This window comes from Flavobacterium sp. (assembly GCF_031411595.1).
In the GTDB taxonomy this organism is placed as follows: Bacteria; Bacteroidota; Bacteroidia; order Flavobacteriales; family Flavobacteriaceae; genus Flavobacterium.
Genome location: NZ_JANOBI010000044.1, coordinates 51,161 through 66,235, shown reverse-complemented (window position 1 = coordinate 66,235; position 15,075 = coordinate 51,161). Strand labels below are relative to the sequence as shown.

14 protein-coding genes are annotated in these 15,075 nt (G+C 36.8%); 6 read left to right on the top strand and 8 right to left on the bottom strand.

Annotated elements, in window-relative coordinates; genetic code table 11:
• Positions 1–11: 11 nt before the first annotated feature.
• The 3 genes from RMO03_RS10685 (at position 12) to RMO03_RS10675 (ending at position 3,552) form a co-directional block, all read left to right on the top strand.
• The gene (locus RMO03_RS10685) at positions 12–938 is read left to right on the top strand and encodes a glycosyl hydrolase family 17 protein (RefSeq protein ID WP_309642092.1); all 927 of its coding nucleotides are present in this window, start codon (positions 12–14) and stop codon (positions 936–938) included.
• An 80-nt stretch (positions 939–1,018) separates the two neighbouring features.
• Positions 1,019–2,719, top strand: coding sequence for a family 16 glycosylhydrolase (locus RMO03_RS10680; protein ID WP_309642091.1), 1,701 nt, complete (start codon positions 1,019–1,021; stop codon positions 2,717–2,719).
• Positions 2,720–2,967: 248 nt separating this feature from the next.
• The gene (locus RMO03_RS10675; RefSeq protein ID WP_309642090.1) at positions 2,968–3,552 is read left to right on the top strand and encodes a sigma-70 family RNA polymerase sigma factor; all 585 of its coding nucleotides are present in this window, start codon (positions 2,968–2,970) and stop codon (positions 3,550–3,552) included.
• Between the two features lie 215 nt (positions 3,553–3,767).
• Here RMO03_RS10675 and nth read toward each other — a convergent pair whose 3' ends face one another.
• Positions 3,768–4,427, bottom strand: coding sequence for an endonuclease III (nth, locus tag RMO03_RS10670; RefSeq protein ID WP_309642089.1), 660 nt, complete (start codon positions 4,425–4,427; stop codon positions 3,768–3,770).
• A gap of 333 nt (positions 4,428–4,760) precedes the next feature.
• Here nth and bcp point away from each other — a divergent pair, with 333 nt between their 5' ends.
• The gene (bcp, locus tag RMO03_RS10665) at positions 4,761–5,213 is read left to right on the top strand and encodes a thioredoxin-dependent thiol peroxidase (protein ID WP_309642088.1); all 453 of its coding nucleotides are present in this window, start codon (positions 4,761–4,763) and stop codon (positions 5,211–5,213) included.
• Between the two features lie 68 nt (positions 5,214–5,281).
• On the opposite strand, the gene RMO03_RS10660 is transcribed toward bcp, so the two are convergent.
• On the bottom strand, positions 5,282–6,745 hold the full coding sequence (locus RMO03_RS10660) for a TonB-dependent receptor (protein WP_309642087.1): 1,464 nt from the start codon (positions 6,743–6,745) through the stop codon (positions 5,282–5,284).
• 95 nt (positions 6,746–6,840) lie between these two features.
• Here RMO03_RS10660 and RMO03_RS10655 point away from each other — a divergent pair, with 95 nt between their 5' ends.
• Both RMO03_RS10655 and RMO03_RS10650 read left to right on the top strand, forming a co-directional pair.
• Complete coding sequence (locus RMO03_RS10655) at positions 6,841–7,605, top strand: MBL fold metallo-hydrolase (RefSeq protein ID WP_309642086.1); 765 nt, start codon at positions 6,841–6,843, stop codon at positions 7,603–7,605.
• Between the two features lie 6 nt (positions 7,606–7,611).
• Positions 7,612–8,115 carry a hypothetical protein gene (locus RMO03_RS10650; protein WP_309642085.1) on the top strand — a complete coding sequence of 168 codons (504 nt, stop codon included), beginning with the start codon at positions 7,612–7,614 and terminating at the stop codon, positions 8,113–8,115.
• A gap of 43 nt (positions 8,116–8,158) precedes the next feature.
• Here RMO03_RS10650 and RMO03_RS10645 read toward each other — a convergent pair whose 3' ends face one another.
• From RMO03_RS10645 to RMO03_RS10620, 6 genes are all read right to left on the bottom strand, one after another.
• Positions 8,159–8,806, bottom strand: coding sequence for an alpha/beta fold hydrolase (locus RMO03_RS10645; RefSeq protein ID WP_309642084.1), 648 nt, complete (start codon positions 8,804–8,806; stop codon positions 8,159–8,161).
• Between the two features lie 7 nt (positions 8,807–8,813).
• On the bottom strand, positions 8,814–9,137 hold the full coding sequence (locus RMO03_RS10640; RefSeq protein ID WP_309642083.1) for a hypothetical protein: 324 nt from the start codon (positions 9,135–9,137) through the stop codon (positions 8,814–8,816).
• A gap of 107 nt (positions 9,138–9,244) precedes the next feature.
• Entirely contained in the window at positions 9,245–10,495 is a 1,251-nt protein-coding gene (locus tag RMO03_RS10635) for a dihydroorotase (protein WP_309642082.1), read from the bottom strand.
• Positions 10,492–12,420, bottom strand: a complete 1,929-nt coding sequence (locus RMO03_RS10630; RefSeq protein ID WP_309642081.1) for a BatA and WFA domain-containing protein — start codon at positions 12,418–12,420, stop codon at positions 10,492–10,494. Before RMO03_RS10630 ends, RMO03_RS10635 begins: the two co-directional genes overlap by 4 nt.
• Before the next feature lie 95 nt (positions 12,421–12,515).
• Positions 12,516–13,865, bottom strand: coding sequence for a DEAD/DEAH box helicase (locus RMO03_RS10625; protein WP_309642080.1), 1,350 nt, complete (start codon positions 13,863–13,865; stop codon positions 12,516–12,518).
• A 76-nt stretch (positions 13,866–13,941) separates the two neighbouring features.
• On the bottom strand, positions 13,942–14,970 hold the full coding sequence (locus RMO03_RS10620; protein WP_309642079.1) for a serine hydrolase: 1,029 nt from the start codon (positions 14,968–14,970) through the stop codon (positions 13,942–13,944).
• Positions 14,971–15,075 lie beyond the last annotated feature (105 nt).

Below are 15,075 nucleotides of genomic sequence, written 5' to 3'. Positions count from 1 at the left end.
ACTATAAAGTCATGTCATTTAGAGCAGGTCATTATTTTTCGTTAGAAAACAATACGTTAGAAAATAATTCTTTAGAAAACGAACATCAACACATTGATTTTTCTGAAATCCCAACTAAAGAAATAGCTGAAATGTGGAGAGAAACACTACATAAAGGGATGCATGGCATTTGTTTTAGCTTGTACGAAGATGGTCAAAAACCTGGAGACATCATTACTGCCGATCAGGTAAACAGACGCATTCAAATTCTAAAACCGCATACCAAATGGATTCGTTCTTTTTCATGTATTGAAGGCAACGAACATATAGCCAGAATTGCACACCAAAACGGAATGAAAACACTCGTTGGTGCATGGCTTGGAAGCGATTTGGAACTCAATGAAAAGGAAATAGAAGGACTAATTACACTAGCCAAAGAAGGTTGCGTAGCGATTGCCGCAGTTGGTAATGAAGTCATGTATAGAGGTGATTTGACAGAAGAACAATTGTTGGCCTACATCGATCGTGTAAAGCAGGCGCTGCCTGATATTCCTGTCGGTTATGTCGACGCTTATTATGAGTTTTCGCATCGCCCTAGAATAACCGAAGCTTGCGATGTAATACTAACCAATTGTTATCCTTATTGGGAAGGTTGTCCCATTGAGTATTCATTGCATCATATGCAAAGTATGTTTGGCGCTGCGAAAGATGCAGGAAAAGGCAAACGCGTGATTATTACAGAGACAGGTTGGCCTAGCGAAGGAGGTTCGCTCAAAGGTGCTGTTGCCTCTAATGAAAACGCCATGAAATACTTTATAGACACCCAATTGTGGTCGCAACAAAATGATATTGAAATATTTTATTTTTCTTCTTTTGATGAATCATGGAAAGTTGGCGCAGAAGGAGATGTTGGTGCGTATTGGGGCATTTGGAACAAAGATGAAACATTGAAATACTAAGCACTAAATAAATATCGAAAGGCGTTACTGTTTTATAATTGGATAAAAATGCAATGGTACTTTCTAAATATGAAACTATTATGAAAAAAAAGATATCCCTTCAGATTCTATTTTTATTTTTCTTCTTGGTTCAATTTTGCTATGCTCAAGTTGATGTGGTTTACAATGATTTAGTTTGGTCGGATGAATTCGATACCGACGGTGCCGTTAATACGACCAATTGGTTTCATCAAACACAATTGCCTGCAGGTGGAAGCTGGTTTAATGGTGAAGTGCAACATTACACCAACCAAATAGCCAATTCTTTTGTAGAAACTGGACTCTTGCATATTGTTGCTATAAAGGAACCATACACGGATCAAGGTGTTACAAAGGAATATACTTCAGCGAGATTGAACTCTAAATTTGCTTTCAAATACGGAAGGGTAGACGTGCGCGCAAAACTACCTTTAGATTCCGGAACATGGCCAGCTATATGGATGTTAGGCAAAAATGTCAACGAAGATGGAGCTTACTTTGATGCAGAATTTGGAACCACCGATTGGCCTGCTTGTGGTGAAACAGATATTATGGAGCACGGAATTTTTCCGTCGCAGTCTATCAATTATGTTCAAGGTACACTTCATACACCATCTTCTTTTGGAAATTCCATAAATAATGGAGGTATCGTTGCAAATGATTTAGCCAATACGTATCACATTTATTCGGTAAATTGGTCGCCCTTTCAAATATCTTTTCTTCTGGATGGTGTTGTTTTTTATACCTACAACCCGACCGTCAAAAACCCAAATACTTGGCCCTTTAATAAAGAACAGTATCTGTTGTTGAATATTGCCATGGGTGGTATAGCGGGCACTTTAGACACTAATTTTACGCAAACCTCGATGGATATTGATTATGTCCGTGTTTATCAAAATACACTTGTTGATACGGAGCGACCAAATAATTTTACAGCTACTGTCGGAGCAGTTACCAGTTCTTCTGTCGAGTTGCTACTCAACGCAACAGACAACTCCGGAAATATTGCTTATAATGTTTCCTACGGAACACAGTCTTTTTCGTATGCCGGAACTTCCGGTGTTCAAAAATCAGTAATTATCTCAGAATTGTCTCCAAACACCAACTATAGCTTTTCAATTGCTGTCAACGATTTGACAGGCAATACCGCTTTGAATAATCCGATTGTACTCAATGCAACCACTACTGCAGTACTAGGTTGTAATGGCACGGATACAGAAGCTTCTCAAGGCTCGTTCTCCACAGGATACAATTATGCTTTTCAAACGCTAGGAACCGATGTTAAAATCACTTTCGAATTGCTTGATACTGATAGAGTGGGCGTAGTGGCTTATTTGTGGAGACAATCTCCTTTCGCAGAAACGCCAATGACCAACGTATCCGGGAATATTTTCACCAAAACTATTACGGGGCAAATTCTTGGTTCAACCATTAGTTATGCCGTCAAATTTGCTTATGCGGGCGGATTATCCGTCACAAGATATTTTACTTATGTCGTAGGAAGTAGCTGTTCACTGGGTATAGAAAACCCTTCTGATTTTAAGTCATCGTACTACCCAAATCCTGTAGAAAACATATTGTATTTACAACTTGCAAACGACCAAAATCAGATTATTCTAACGGACTTATTAGGACAAAAACAAGTTGAAGATATTGTTAAGTCTAATCATACAATTGATATGAGTTCGTTTAAATCTGGAATCTACTTTTTAAAAATAAAAAATTCAGACGGTATCCAGAATATAAAAATTATAAAGAAATAAAATCATTAAAGGATCTTATTATTTCAATATAAACAAAAGTATATGCGGTTAATTTATTTTCAAAAAGCGATTGCTTGCTTTTATTTATTGCATCAAAATTGTTAAATTTTCAATCATAAGTTGCATTTAAAAATAAAATTGTGCTACATTTGGCTTAATATTAATCCTTCATTAACATTTAGCCTATAACAGAAAACTACTTTTTAGAGATTGTCTCAAACTTATTATTAAAACTAAAAGGTAATTTTATGGCTAATGTTCAAATCCCAGATGCATTATTGGTAAAGAATTATGTCGCAGGTGACGAAAGCGCTTTGGCTACATTAATCAATAGGCACCAATCAAAAATTTACGGTTTTATCTTCTCAAAAATTTCAGACAGAGATTTAACGGATGATATCTTTCAAGATACTTTTATTAAAGTCATCAAAACTTTAAAATCCAATTCGTATAACGAAGAAGGAAAATTTCTTCCTTGGGTCATGCGTATCGCGCACAATCTAATCATCGACCATTTCAGAAAAAATAAAAAAATGCCGATGTTCCGCGAAACAGAAGAGTTTTCTATTTTCTCGATTATGACCGACAATTCTCAAACTATTGAAGGCAGAATGATTACGGATCAAGTAGAAAAAGATCTTAAAAAACTAATTGAAGAATTGCCTGCAGATCAAAAAGAAGTTTTGGTGATGCGTATTTATCAAGACCTAAGTTTCAAAGAAATATCTGAATTAACAGGTGTTAGCATCAATACTGCCTTAGGTAGAATGCGTTACGCTTTGATGAATTTGAGAAAAGTCATCGAGAAACATCAAATAATTTTAACGAATTAACAATATTTGAAATAAACCAACGTTGTAGTAGAAACAAACACATTCAAACTACAATATGGCAAAAATTTACTCTAAAAAAACATTAGTTACACCTTCTATGAAACCTAAAAAAGAGACTATTTCTTTTTTATTAAATTACTCAAAAGCGTTAAGCTTTATCAAAATGGGTAGCATGTCCATAGAAATTTTAGCTAATTAAGAAAATATCCCGGTAATTATCGGGATATTTTTTTTTGATGTTCATTCAAAACCGATTTCCTGCCGATGGTTTTGGTGATGATGTCTTTTTCTAAATCCAATCCTCTCGCTGGCGAATATTCTCGTCCGTACCAAATAATTTGAAGGTGCAAATCATTCCACAACGCTTCCGGAAATAAACGTTTCGCATCTTTTTCAGTTTGCACTACGTTTTTACCATTGGTAAAATTCCAACGGTACATCAAACGGTGAATGTGCGTATCCACAGGAAAAGCCGGAACACCAAATGCTTGACTCATCACCACACTTGCGGTTTTATGACCTACTGCAGGCAAAGCTTCAAGCGCTTCAAAACTCTGTGGTACTTTCCCTTCATGCTTATCAATCAAAATGTGCGACAAACCGTGAATCCCTTTCGATTTCATCGGCGACAACCCACACGGACGAATGATTTCCTTGATTTCTTCGATCGACATTTTAATCATATCATACGGATTATCAGCTTTGGCAAACAACAGCGGCGTAATCTGATTCACTCGAACATCCGTGCACTGCGCCGAAAGCAAAACCGCTATCAGTAACGTATAAGGATCTTTATGGTTCAACGGCACCGGAATCGTCGGATACAGTTCTTTTAACGTATTTATAACAAATGTTACACGCTCTTGTTGGGTCATTGTGCTTATTTTTATGTGAGTAAAAATAATATAATTTTTAGGATGGGCCTAATCCAGCTTTCCGCTGCAACGCCGAGACTTTTAAAACTATTTTTCTAAGCAATCGCTTCAGCTTCCGTTGGTCGCTGAGCCATTGCAAGAAAAATTAGCCCTAAAAATCCCGGGGTTTCCTCTTCAAACACGAAGTGTTCACTGAACTCCGATGAAAATAAAAGTATAGTGAAGTTATCTGGGGCAGGGCAGGGCGTTAAACAGAAACTCATCTTAAAATCTTATAATCTTACAGTCTTGAAATCTAATAATCCAAGAATCTAACAATCTAATAATCCAACAATGACTTTACTCCAAAAAGGCGACAAAGCCCCAAACTTCTCCTCACAAGACCAAGATGGCAACCTCCATACATTAGCAGATTATAAAGGAAAAAAACTTGTGGTTTTCTTTTATCCAAAAGCCGACACACCAGGCTGCACGGCTGAAGCTTGCGATTTGCGAGATAATTACCACCGCTTTCAGGCTAACAATTATGCGTTATTGGGCGTAAGTGCCGATTCTGCAAAAGCACAGGCCAAATTCAAAAACAAATTCGAATTGCCTTTTCCATTATTAGCTGATGAAGATAAATCAGTCATAGAAGCTTTTGGCGTTTGGGGCCCAAAAAAATTCATGGGACGAGAATACGATGGTATCAATAGAACCACTTTTATCATAGACGAAAACGGCATCATCGACGAAGTGATAGCTGATGTAAAAACGAAAGCTCACGCTGCTCAAATCTTGAAATAGCACCAAAGAAAAAGAGCCAAGAATCAAGGTTTTGTCTTGCTTCTTGGCTCTTGTTTTTTTATATAAAATTACTTAGTCTCTTCTTCCAAAACCTTATTCGGATCGTAACCAAACAATTGGTGTTGCTTAATGATATCTGCAATACCTTGAGGTAACATATTTTCCCATCCGGTTTTTCCGTGGCTAATCATTTTCAGCACTTCACGTGAGAAAACTTCTAGATTGTGTGGATCGAAGTCATCAATATCGACCACTTTTCCATTGAACTTGAAGAATTTGTATAACTCTTTCATTCTTGGATGCACTTTGAGGTTTTCAGAATTGATGATTTCACCGTCTTCACCCAGCATCGGATATAAGAATACTTTCAAATCGCGGTAGAATAATTTTCCGAAAGCTTCGAGGATTCCACCACTTAAATGGCGGTAGTATTTTTCATCAAAAATATCAATCAAATTGTTGACACCCATCGCCAATCCCATACGGGCTTTGGTATAAGCAGAGAAATATTCGACCACTTTATAATATTCCTGGAAGTTCGAAATCATTACCGTTTGTCCTAACGAACAGAGTAATTCGGCACGATCCATAAAATCTCTTTCGTCAATCTCGCCTTCAGAACGCAGGTTCGAAAGTGTGATTTCAAAAACTACTAAAGTATTTTCTTTTTCTACTTTACTTTCAGCAAGAAACATCTTCAAAGACTTCTCATACATATCCATATTGACGCTAGTCACCGGACGGAAACTGCCTCGTAAAGCCAAAATATTTTTCTTGTATAAAATCGCTGCAGGAAGAATATTTTTCCCTTCTGGGTCGAACATCACCGCATCGGTCATGCCGTTTTTTACCAACTGTAAACTCATCAAACGGTTGTCAACTTCGGCGAAACGCGGTCCGGAGAAATTGATTGTGTCGATTTCCAATTGGTCTTTATCCAAATGATCGTATAAATAACGCAGTAATTTTTTAGGGTCGTTGTATTTATAAAAAGCACCGTAAATCAAATTTACACCAAGAACCCCTAAAGTTTCTTGTTGCAAACGGGCATCGGTTTCTTTAAATCGGATGTGAATGCTAATGTCGTTGTAATCTTCTTCTGGATCAATTTGAAAACGGATTCCAACCCAACCATGTCCTTTAAATTGTTTCGCAAAATCAATCGTAGCCACGGTATTGGCGTAACTGAAAAACATTTTGTTTGGATGTTTTTCACGACTCAAACGCTTTTCTATCAGATTCACTTCATGGGTAAGCATTTTTTTTAATCGGCTTTCAGTAACATATCGACCATCTTCTTCGATACCATAAATAGCATCACTAAAATCTTTATCGTAAGCACTCATTGCTTTTGCAATCGTTCCTGAAGAGCCACCAGATCTGAAAAAATGGCGAACGGTTTCTTGTCCTGCGCCTATTTCGGCAAACGTTCCGTAGATATTTTCATTCAAATTAATACGAAGTGCCTTATCCTTAGTTGAAGGAATTTGCTCGATGACTTTATCGCCTTTTAGCTTTATCTGTTTGTCCATTATTTGAGGTAACGTAGTAATACTTTGACAAAGTTAACAAAATAGCACTTTACCAAGTGAGAATTAATAGTATTTTTGTAAAAAAAATAACAGTATTGAAAGTCTATTTTTTAGGTACCGGAACTTCACAAGGCATTCCCGTTATTGGAAGCGAGCATGCTGTATGTCAAAGTACGGATGTTAAAGATAAGAGATTGCGAGTTTCTGTTTGGATTCATTGGGATGAACATTCCTATGTCATCGATTGTGGCCCGGATTTCAGGCAACAAATGCTTACTTCTAATTGTCAAAAGGTGGATGCTATTTTATACACCCACGAGCATGCCGACCACACTGCGGGATTGGATGATATTCGTCCTTTTAATTTCAAACAAGGCGCGATTCCGATTTATGCTCACGAAAGGGTTATTGCCAATTTGAGAAGGCGTTTTGAATATGTTTTTGAAACTGAAAATCGATATCCTGGTGCGCCATCAGTAACACCAATCGAAGTCAAAGAAACTGTTCCTTTTGCTATCGGAAATAAAATGGCGGTTCCGATTAATGTATACCACGGCGAACTTCAGGTTTTCGGTTATAGGGTTGACGATTTTGCTTATTTAACCGATGTTAAGACTATTGATGCTACTGAAATTGAAAGGCTCAAAGGTGTCAAAGTTTTGGTAGTGAATGCGCTTCGTGAAGAACCACATCATTCGCATTTCAATTTGGAAGAAGCTTTAGATTTTATTGCGCTCGTACAACCAGAGAAAACCTATTTGACGCACATTAGCCACCATTTTGGTTTTCATGAAGACATTCAAAAAAAATTACCCAAAAACGTATATTTGGCCTACGATAACTTAGAAATCACAATATAATTTACCATGAAAAAATCACTGTTCCTTTACCTTTTTATCTTAGCTGTTTTGATGAATATTTTTACGTATATGTATTACAGTAAAAAAAGCACTTTTGAAGAAACGCATGCCGCTACAACAAATGCCAAACTCAAAGACAGCCTCACATCAATCACAGCAAAATATGTTGATGCCAATTATTTTTCTTTAGAGAACAATCAGAATGCGCAGAATTATTTTGATTCCGCTGATGGAAAAAAATTCATTCCTTATGAAAAATTGATTCCGTATGTAAAAGAAAAACTAATGGATTTTAATGACAATCCCAAAGGAAATCCATATACAGGACAAGATCAAATTGGTGTGCAAAAATTCATCATCAACAAAGCTAAAGTATTAAATCACCGATGGATTATTGCCGATTATAATGATGGCGAATATTGGGGCGAAGTGTTGTTGAAGTATTTTGTCAATGAAGATGAATCAATTTCTTTTGAAACAATCCAGTCGGTTTTATATCAGAAACAATAAAAATATTCAATAAAATCTGTGTAAATCCGCTTCATTCGCGTTTCTATTTCACCTCCAACCAACTCCTAAAGTCATAAAAATTCTGAGGAGAAACACCATGTCCAATCGGATATTCTTTATAAGTAGTTTCTATACCCAAAGTATCTAAAATAGGTTTGGCTTTGCGCGCCCAATCCACAGGAATGACTTGGTCTGCTGTACCATGTGACGCAAAGATTGTGAGGTTTTTAAAGTCGTTCTGAGCATAATTTTCTGTTGCCATTTCGGTGTTCAAATAACCACTCATTGCAACCACACGCTGCACTTTTTGAGGATAAGACAATGCCACGGCATAACTCAAAATCGTGCCTTGACTGAATCCGATTAAAGTGACTTTTTGAGCATCAATTGGGTAAGCTGTGAACAATTCATCAATAAAATTAGAAATCAAATCACGGGAACTTCGCGCTTGATTCAGATCCGAGAATTTGTTTTCATCAGCATCAAAATTAATCGCATACCAAGCATAACTGCCATACATCAAATCGTAAGGTGCACGAACGGAAATCACGTAATATGCTTCGGGAAGTTCACTTGCAAACGAAAATAAATCTTCTTCATTGCTGCCATAACCGTGAAGCAACAACAACAACGGATTCTTTTCTAACTTGATTTTTGGTTCACGAACGAGATGGTGTAGTGATAATTTCATTGGGTTTTTAAATAAAATGAAACGCTTTTTGAAATAAATTCCCCAACAACGGCAACGGTTTCATTTCTCCTCTAATCGCTGTAAAAATACCATAGGTCCATAAAACAGAAACGAAAATCCACATGGTTGCTGAAATCATCATGCTGTCGAAATTACTCACAATCAATCCCAACGAAAGAAAAGTAATCGTCAAACCCAAGGCTTGTCTGATGTGAAACGAAGCGAACGGGTTTTTAGTTTCCGCATTCATCGAAATCGCAATCATCACACCGACGATTAAAATATAACTCGTAATGGCAGCGGTTTTTCCTTCTTCAATCTTGTTGTTCATATAAGCGTAAATATTTTTAGAGTATTGGGTTTTTACTTTGCGGCTCTGCGACTTTGCGAGCGGTTATTATTGTCTCGCAAAGCCGCAGAGCCGGAAAGTTTATAGTATTATAAAACTAATTTTCCTTGATTATAAATTCCGTAGACTTTTCCTTTCATGGCTGTTCCTAAGAAAACCGAATTTTTAGATTTTGAAAGGATATTTTCTTTACCAAAAGTCCAATTGGCTTCAGGATTAAAAAGCGTGATATTGGCCTTATTGCCTTCTTGAATCGCTTGATTTTCTATTTGAAAAACTGCTTTTCCAGCAGTTAATTTTTCGACAACTACTTCCAAAGGCAATACCGTAAGCAAAGCTCCAAAAGCGCTTTCGAGTCCAATGGTTCCGTATTTCGCCAAATCGAATTCCATTTTTTTATGTTCGATATCGATTGGGTTGTGGTCAGAAGTAATCATATCAATCGTGCCATTCAAAATACCGGCAATCAAAGCCTGTCTGTCGGTTTCCGTTCGCAATGGTGGCGTCACTTTATAACGCGTGTCAAATCCATCCAAAGTGGCATCGGTTAAAACCAAATGATGCACGGCAACACTGCACGTAACTTGCAATCCTTTGTTTTTTGCAGCTTGAATCAAATCAACAGATTTCGAGGTTGAAATGGTTGGAATGTGCAATTTGCCACCGGTATATTCCAATAAAAATAAATTGCGTGCAATCTGAATTTCTTCCGCCAAAGCAGGAATTCCTTTGAGTCCAAGTCGAGTCGAAACAACACCTTCATTGACAACGCCTTGCCCTTTGATGTCATTGTCTTGTGAAAAAGCAACCACCAATCCGTCAAAATCTTGTGCGTATTGCAAAGCAATTTTGAGCAAATTCGGGTTGTCGGTATTTTTATTATAATCACCAAAAGCAACCGCTTCGGCGTTTTTCATGTCGTATAATTCAGCCAAATCTTTTCCGAGACTTTCTTTGGTTAAAGCTCCGATTGGAAAAAGCTCAGTAGTCATATTATCAGCTTTCGATTTCACAAATTGAATCTGCGATTGGTTGTCGATAATAGGATAGGCATTGGGCTGTAAAGCAATGCCCGTAAAACCACTTTTCGCTGCTACTTGCAATCCGTTGGTGATGGTTTCGCGGTCTTCAAATCCGGGTTCGCCCAAAGATACACTCGAATCGAACCAGCCTTGTGAAATATGGAGATTGTCTAAACTAACTTCGGTCAGATTTTCAGTATTCGAAAGTTTTATACCGATTTTTTTGATGCTTCCAAGGTCAATGTGCAAATCAACGATTTGATTGTGAAACGGACTTTTCGCATCGATAATTTTAGCAGCTCTGACGATTAGATTCATTTGACTAATTTTTGAATGAGTACTTCCAGCAACAAAAATAATAGTGTAAAAATAACAAACCATTTCCAAAGATTGTTATCGCTTCTGTCAGTTTGTAAAGTATCGAAATAATTTTCAATGGATTCTTTCACCGTGAAATCGGACAATAGATTTTCAGAATCGGTATTGACATTGCTTTCTGTTCGGTTGTAGTTGAAACTCACATTTTTGAGCAGTTCCTCTTGTTTGACTATCGCAAAATTCCCGGCTTGCTGTGGATAATCGGTGCAAGTCAATTTGACTTTACTATTTAAAATCTGTTGAACCGGAATGAATTTTTCGTCTTTGTTTTGAATGCTTAAAATTTCATCTTTCCCGAGCAAAGCATCAATCAAAATCGGATTGTTTTCACCAATCGTATAAGCAGAAATTCCGGTTTTTTGAATGCTTTGCGCCATGTTGTAAAACGTCGGAACAATCAAAGGCGAATTTTGAAAATTCGAATTTTTCTTATTCAATTCGGCTGCAAAAACATACACCGACGAAAGCGGATTCTGAATAGAAGTCAGGAAAATACTTTGATCTTCATAACTTAAAATCGCAGGATTGCTTGTGCTGATGCCAAAGTTTGATTGCGTTTTCGGATATTGAAAATTGGCAACTTGCTTTTCAAAAACGGTTTTAAAAACAGGATTGTTGAACGCGATTTTGGTAATCAGCTTTTCAGTGTTTTGCAGATTTTGAAATAGAATGCGACCAAAATTCCCTAAAAAACTATTGCTATTGGAAACGCTGCTTTCACTCGATGGAATAAAAATCACGTTGCCTCCTTTTTCAGCGAAAGTTTTTAAGGTTGTTTGCAACGCCTGCGGAATATCGGTTAGTTCATTCAATACAATCGCGTCCTGTTTTTCAATGCTGTTATAATCAAGACTTGTCAAATTGAAATTGCTGAAATTGAATTCATCCGCAGTATAAATCCGCGATAAGAAAGTACTTTTATCCGCATCACCAATACTCAAAACATTGATTTTTTGAGGTTTGGAAATGCTGAAATAAAACGTATTATCATACGCCAAACTATTATCCGTAATCGAAAAATAACCGTGAAAATCTTCTTTTGGAATCGTGAAATTCATCGTTTTTTCTTTGCCTTCCATCGCGATAATGGTTTTGGCAATGAGTTTGTCGTGGTTGTATAAGGCAATCGGAATGTTTTTCACATCATCGCCATAAGCCGATAATTTGACACCGATTTCATAAAAATTATCCAAGGTTTGCGCAATGAAAACACTGTCGATGGCTACATTATTTTTTTGTTGTGCTTTGGGTGTGATGAAAGCGGTATTCCAACTGGCATCGATGCTTTTGAGTTGTTTGGGTTGCAATCCAATCGCATCAGTAATAATTACAATGTCTTTGTTGGTTGGCGCTTGGTGCGACTTGATTTTCGCCATAGCACTTTCGAGTTGAAATGGCAACGGACTAAATTTTAAATGCTGCAATTCCTTGCGAATCGATTTGATATCGGTATTCCAAAAAGTTTCGGAATTCGTAATCAAAGAGAAGTTTTGGTTTTCAGGAATGTGTTCCAACAAATCTTCAATCGCTCTTTGTAACAACGGACCTTTTTGTCCTTTGGCTTGCATGCTAAACGAATTGTCGAGTACGAGATACATGTCATTGCGACTGTTTTTGCTGTCTTTGGCTTTGAAAAAAGGTTGGGCAAAAGCAAAAATCAAGAAAGCCAACAACAACAAACGTGTGGCCAGCAACAACCATTTTTTAATCTTAGAACTTTTTCTGGTTTGAATGGAAATTTCTTTTAAAAAACGAACATTCGTAAAATATTCCTTTTTAAAACGACGCAACTGAAACAAATGAACCAATATCGGGATTATCAGTAAAAATAGGAAGTAAAGAATTTCCGGATGTTTAAATTGCATGCTAATTAAGGTTTACTTCACTGATGTTATTTTTCAGCGGAGTTCAGTGAATGCTCCGCATTTGTCAAAAATAACAACGAATTATCAATTATCAATTATTTCTTGTCTTTTCTTTTTTTATCGCGTGTTTTCAACATATTTCGATTGACAGAACCCGAAGTTTTCTTTTTCGTTTTAGAAGGTCCACCCAAATTGACTTTCTTATTCTTTTTGGCTTTGTCATGAAACGCGCCTTCACCATCAAGTTTCTTGTTCTTCAACAGAAATTTGATTGGTTGCTTGTCTTTTTCTGGTCCGATTAATTTCAATGAAATCTCAACATTTTCAGGAAACGAAATGTTTTGCATTTCCATATTCATGAGCACTTCGGCTTCGAGTTTGAATTCGACTTCACGTGGCGTATAAAAACTAATCGCGGTGCCTGTAGCATCGGCACGACCGGTTCTTCCGATACGGTGCATATACAATTCTGGCATTTCTGGCATTTCAAAATTGATGACGTGTGTGATATCAGAAATATCCAAACCACGCGCCATGATATCTGTTGTGATAATGCCTCGCAGGTTGCCTTCCTGAAAAGAAGCCATCGTATTCAATCGATAATTTTGAGATTTATTGGAATGGATGACTCCAAATTGACCTTCAAAAGCTTCATCAATATTCTCGTGAAGCATATCAGATATCTTCTTGTTATTAACGAAAATCAATACACGACTCATGCTTTCATCATCGGTCAACAATTGTTTTAATAAATTGATTTTGGTGTTGAAATTCGGAACTGCATACGACAATTGCGTAATGTTTTCCAAAGGTGTTCCCGAAGCGGCCAAACTGACTTCTTCCGGAAAATCGAAAAAATCATTCAAAACCGCATCGACTTCATCGGTCATTGTTGCTGAGAATAGTATGTTTTGTCGTTTGGGTTTCATCATCGCGAGTATCGCTGTCAATTGCGTGCGAAAACCCAAATTGAGCATTTCGTCAAATTCGTCAATGACCAATTTGGAAGTTTCATCAAAACGGATGACGTTGTCTAACGCCAAATCCATGGTTCTTCCCGGAGTACCGACTAAGATATCGATGCCGTGATACACGGATGTTTTTTGAGTGTTGATGTTAACGCCACCATAAATTCCCAATGTTCGAACCGACATATATTGAGTCAGTTTTTCAACTTCTTCTACAACCTGAACCACCAATTCCCTTGTCGGAACTAGGATGACAATTTTAGGTGTATGCGTGGGTGTAAACTTATAGAGTTTTAATAACGGTAATAAGTAAGCAAACGTTTTACCTGTTCCTGTTTGAGCAATTCCCATCATATCGCGACCGGACATGATCACAGCAAATGACTTTTCCTGAATAGGCGTTGGCGTGGTAAACCCTAATTCATCAATTGCTTTTTGAACGGATTTAGGAAGATTGAATTGCTCGAAAGTACTCATTTGCTAGAATTTTGGGCAAAGGTACGCTTTTAAAGTATTAGTGAACAATCAAATTAAGTTCTTACAATCGAAAAAACTAATTGCTTGCTATGTCGTTTTGTTGCATAAATTGGTAGACAACATTCGAAATTTCTTTGATGACAAGCGGTAATTGTTTGTAATCCTTTCCTCTAGTCATAATCGTAATTACGTAGGGATTATTGTCGAGGTAAATAATAGCAGATTCGCTGAGTTGTTGTTCTTGAGTCGTACCAGCTTCTCCGAATTTGTGTGCTACTTTGGTATTGGTTGGTAATCCGGCAACCAAACCTTCTTTAAAATCACATTTGCTCAATAGCTGTGTGGCAATTTCTGAATTTTCATCATTAAGGTAAGTACCATTGTATAACGTTCTCATAAAAACTGAAAATTGTTTGGCTGTAATCGGATAATTTTTGGCACTCCAATCCGGTGCATCCATACCAAGATCCGTAAATACTTTTTTGAAAACATTCAAATCGATATTTCTATTGAGTAAATCAGTAGCATTATTATCAGAATAGGTAATCATATACTTAAGCAATTCTCGAATGGTATATTTTTTTCCTAATTGAATGGATTTCGAACCAAAATTAACATGTCGATCAGTAAACGTTGTTTTATCGAACAAAAGAACTTTGTCTAAAGTTCCGGGTTTGAGTTCATTCATTTTCAAATAAGCGATTAATTCCGGTACTTTCATCAAAGAACCCGGTAAAAACTTCTCATCCATGTTGATGCCAGTCCAATCATTAGCTTGATATTCTTTCAAATACACCGAAGCCGAATTAATCACGCCAATATTTTTATAATTATTGATTAAAGTAGTAACACTTTGCTTTACCGGACTAAGTTTTTCGGACTCGCATTGTGTGTCAACAAAAAGAATCGGTTTGATGAAATCATATCCGTTCAATCGTTGTACTTTATAGGTACAACCCGAACTATTATCGGTATGCACTGATTGATCGGCCTCATCTGCAACAGAAACACTTTTTTTAGTGCTATAAAAATAGGTTAGTGTATTGGTTGCAATCATAGAAACGATAAGGATTCCTATTGATTTTTTGCTTTTAAGGATATTCATGGTAAGTTAAGTATTTAATAAAATTTAGAAATGGCGTTGCGAATTTAATAGATATTTTACTAAATCACACCACTTTATTAGACAATTAACATTTACTTTACCCTA

Coding starts and splice junctions, on each gene's coding strand:
- bcp (WP_309642088.1), top strand. CDS start 4,761: ATGACTTTACTCCAAAAAGGCGACAAAGCCCCAAACTTCTCCTCACAA.
- RMO03_RS10630 (WP_309642081.1), bottom strand. CDS start 12,420: ATGCAATTTAAACATCCGGAAATTCTTTACTTCCTATTTTTACTGATA.
- RMO03_RS10645 (WP_309642084.1), bottom strand. CDS start 8,806: ATGAAATTATCACTACACCATCTCGTTCGTGAACCAAAAATCAAGTTA.
- RMO03_RS10680 (WP_309642091.1), top strand. CDS start 1,019: ATGAAAAAAAAGATATCCCTTCAGATTCTATTTTTATTTTTCTTCTTG.
- RMO03_RS10685 (WP_309642092.1), top strand. CDS start 12: ATGTCATTTAGAGCAGGTCATTATTTTTCGTTAGAAAACAATACGTTA.
- RMO03_RS10625 (WP_309642080.1), bottom strand. CDS start 13,865: ATGAGTACTTTCGAGCAATTCAATCTTCCTAAATCCGTTCAAAAAGCA.
- RMO03_RS10640 (WP_309642083.1), bottom strand. CDS start 9,137: ATGAACAACAAGATTGAAGAAGGAAAAACCGCTGCCATTACGAGTTAT.
- RMO03_RS10660 (WP_309642087.1), bottom strand. CDS start 6,745: ATGGACAAACAGATAAAGCTAAAAGGCGATAAAGTCATCGAGCAAATT.
- RMO03_RS10620 (WP_309642079.1), bottom strand. CDS start 14,970: ATGAATATCCTTAAAAGCAAAAAATCAATAGGAATCCTTATCGTTTCT.
- RMO03_RS10675 (WP_309642090.1), top strand. CDS start 2,968: ATGGCTAATGTTCAAATCCCAGATGCATTATTGGTAAAGAATTATGTC.
- RMO03_RS10650 (WP_309642085.1), top strand. CDS start 7,612: ATGAAAAAATCACTGTTCCTTTACCTTTTTATCTTAGCTGTTTTGATG.
- RMO03_RS10635 (WP_309642082.1), bottom strand. CDS start 10,495: ATGAATCTAATCGTCAGAGCTGCTAAAATTATCGATGCGAAAAGTCCG.
- nth (WP_309642089.1), bottom strand. CDS start 4,427: ATGACCCAACAAGAGCGTGTAACATTTGTTATAAATACGTTAAAAGAA.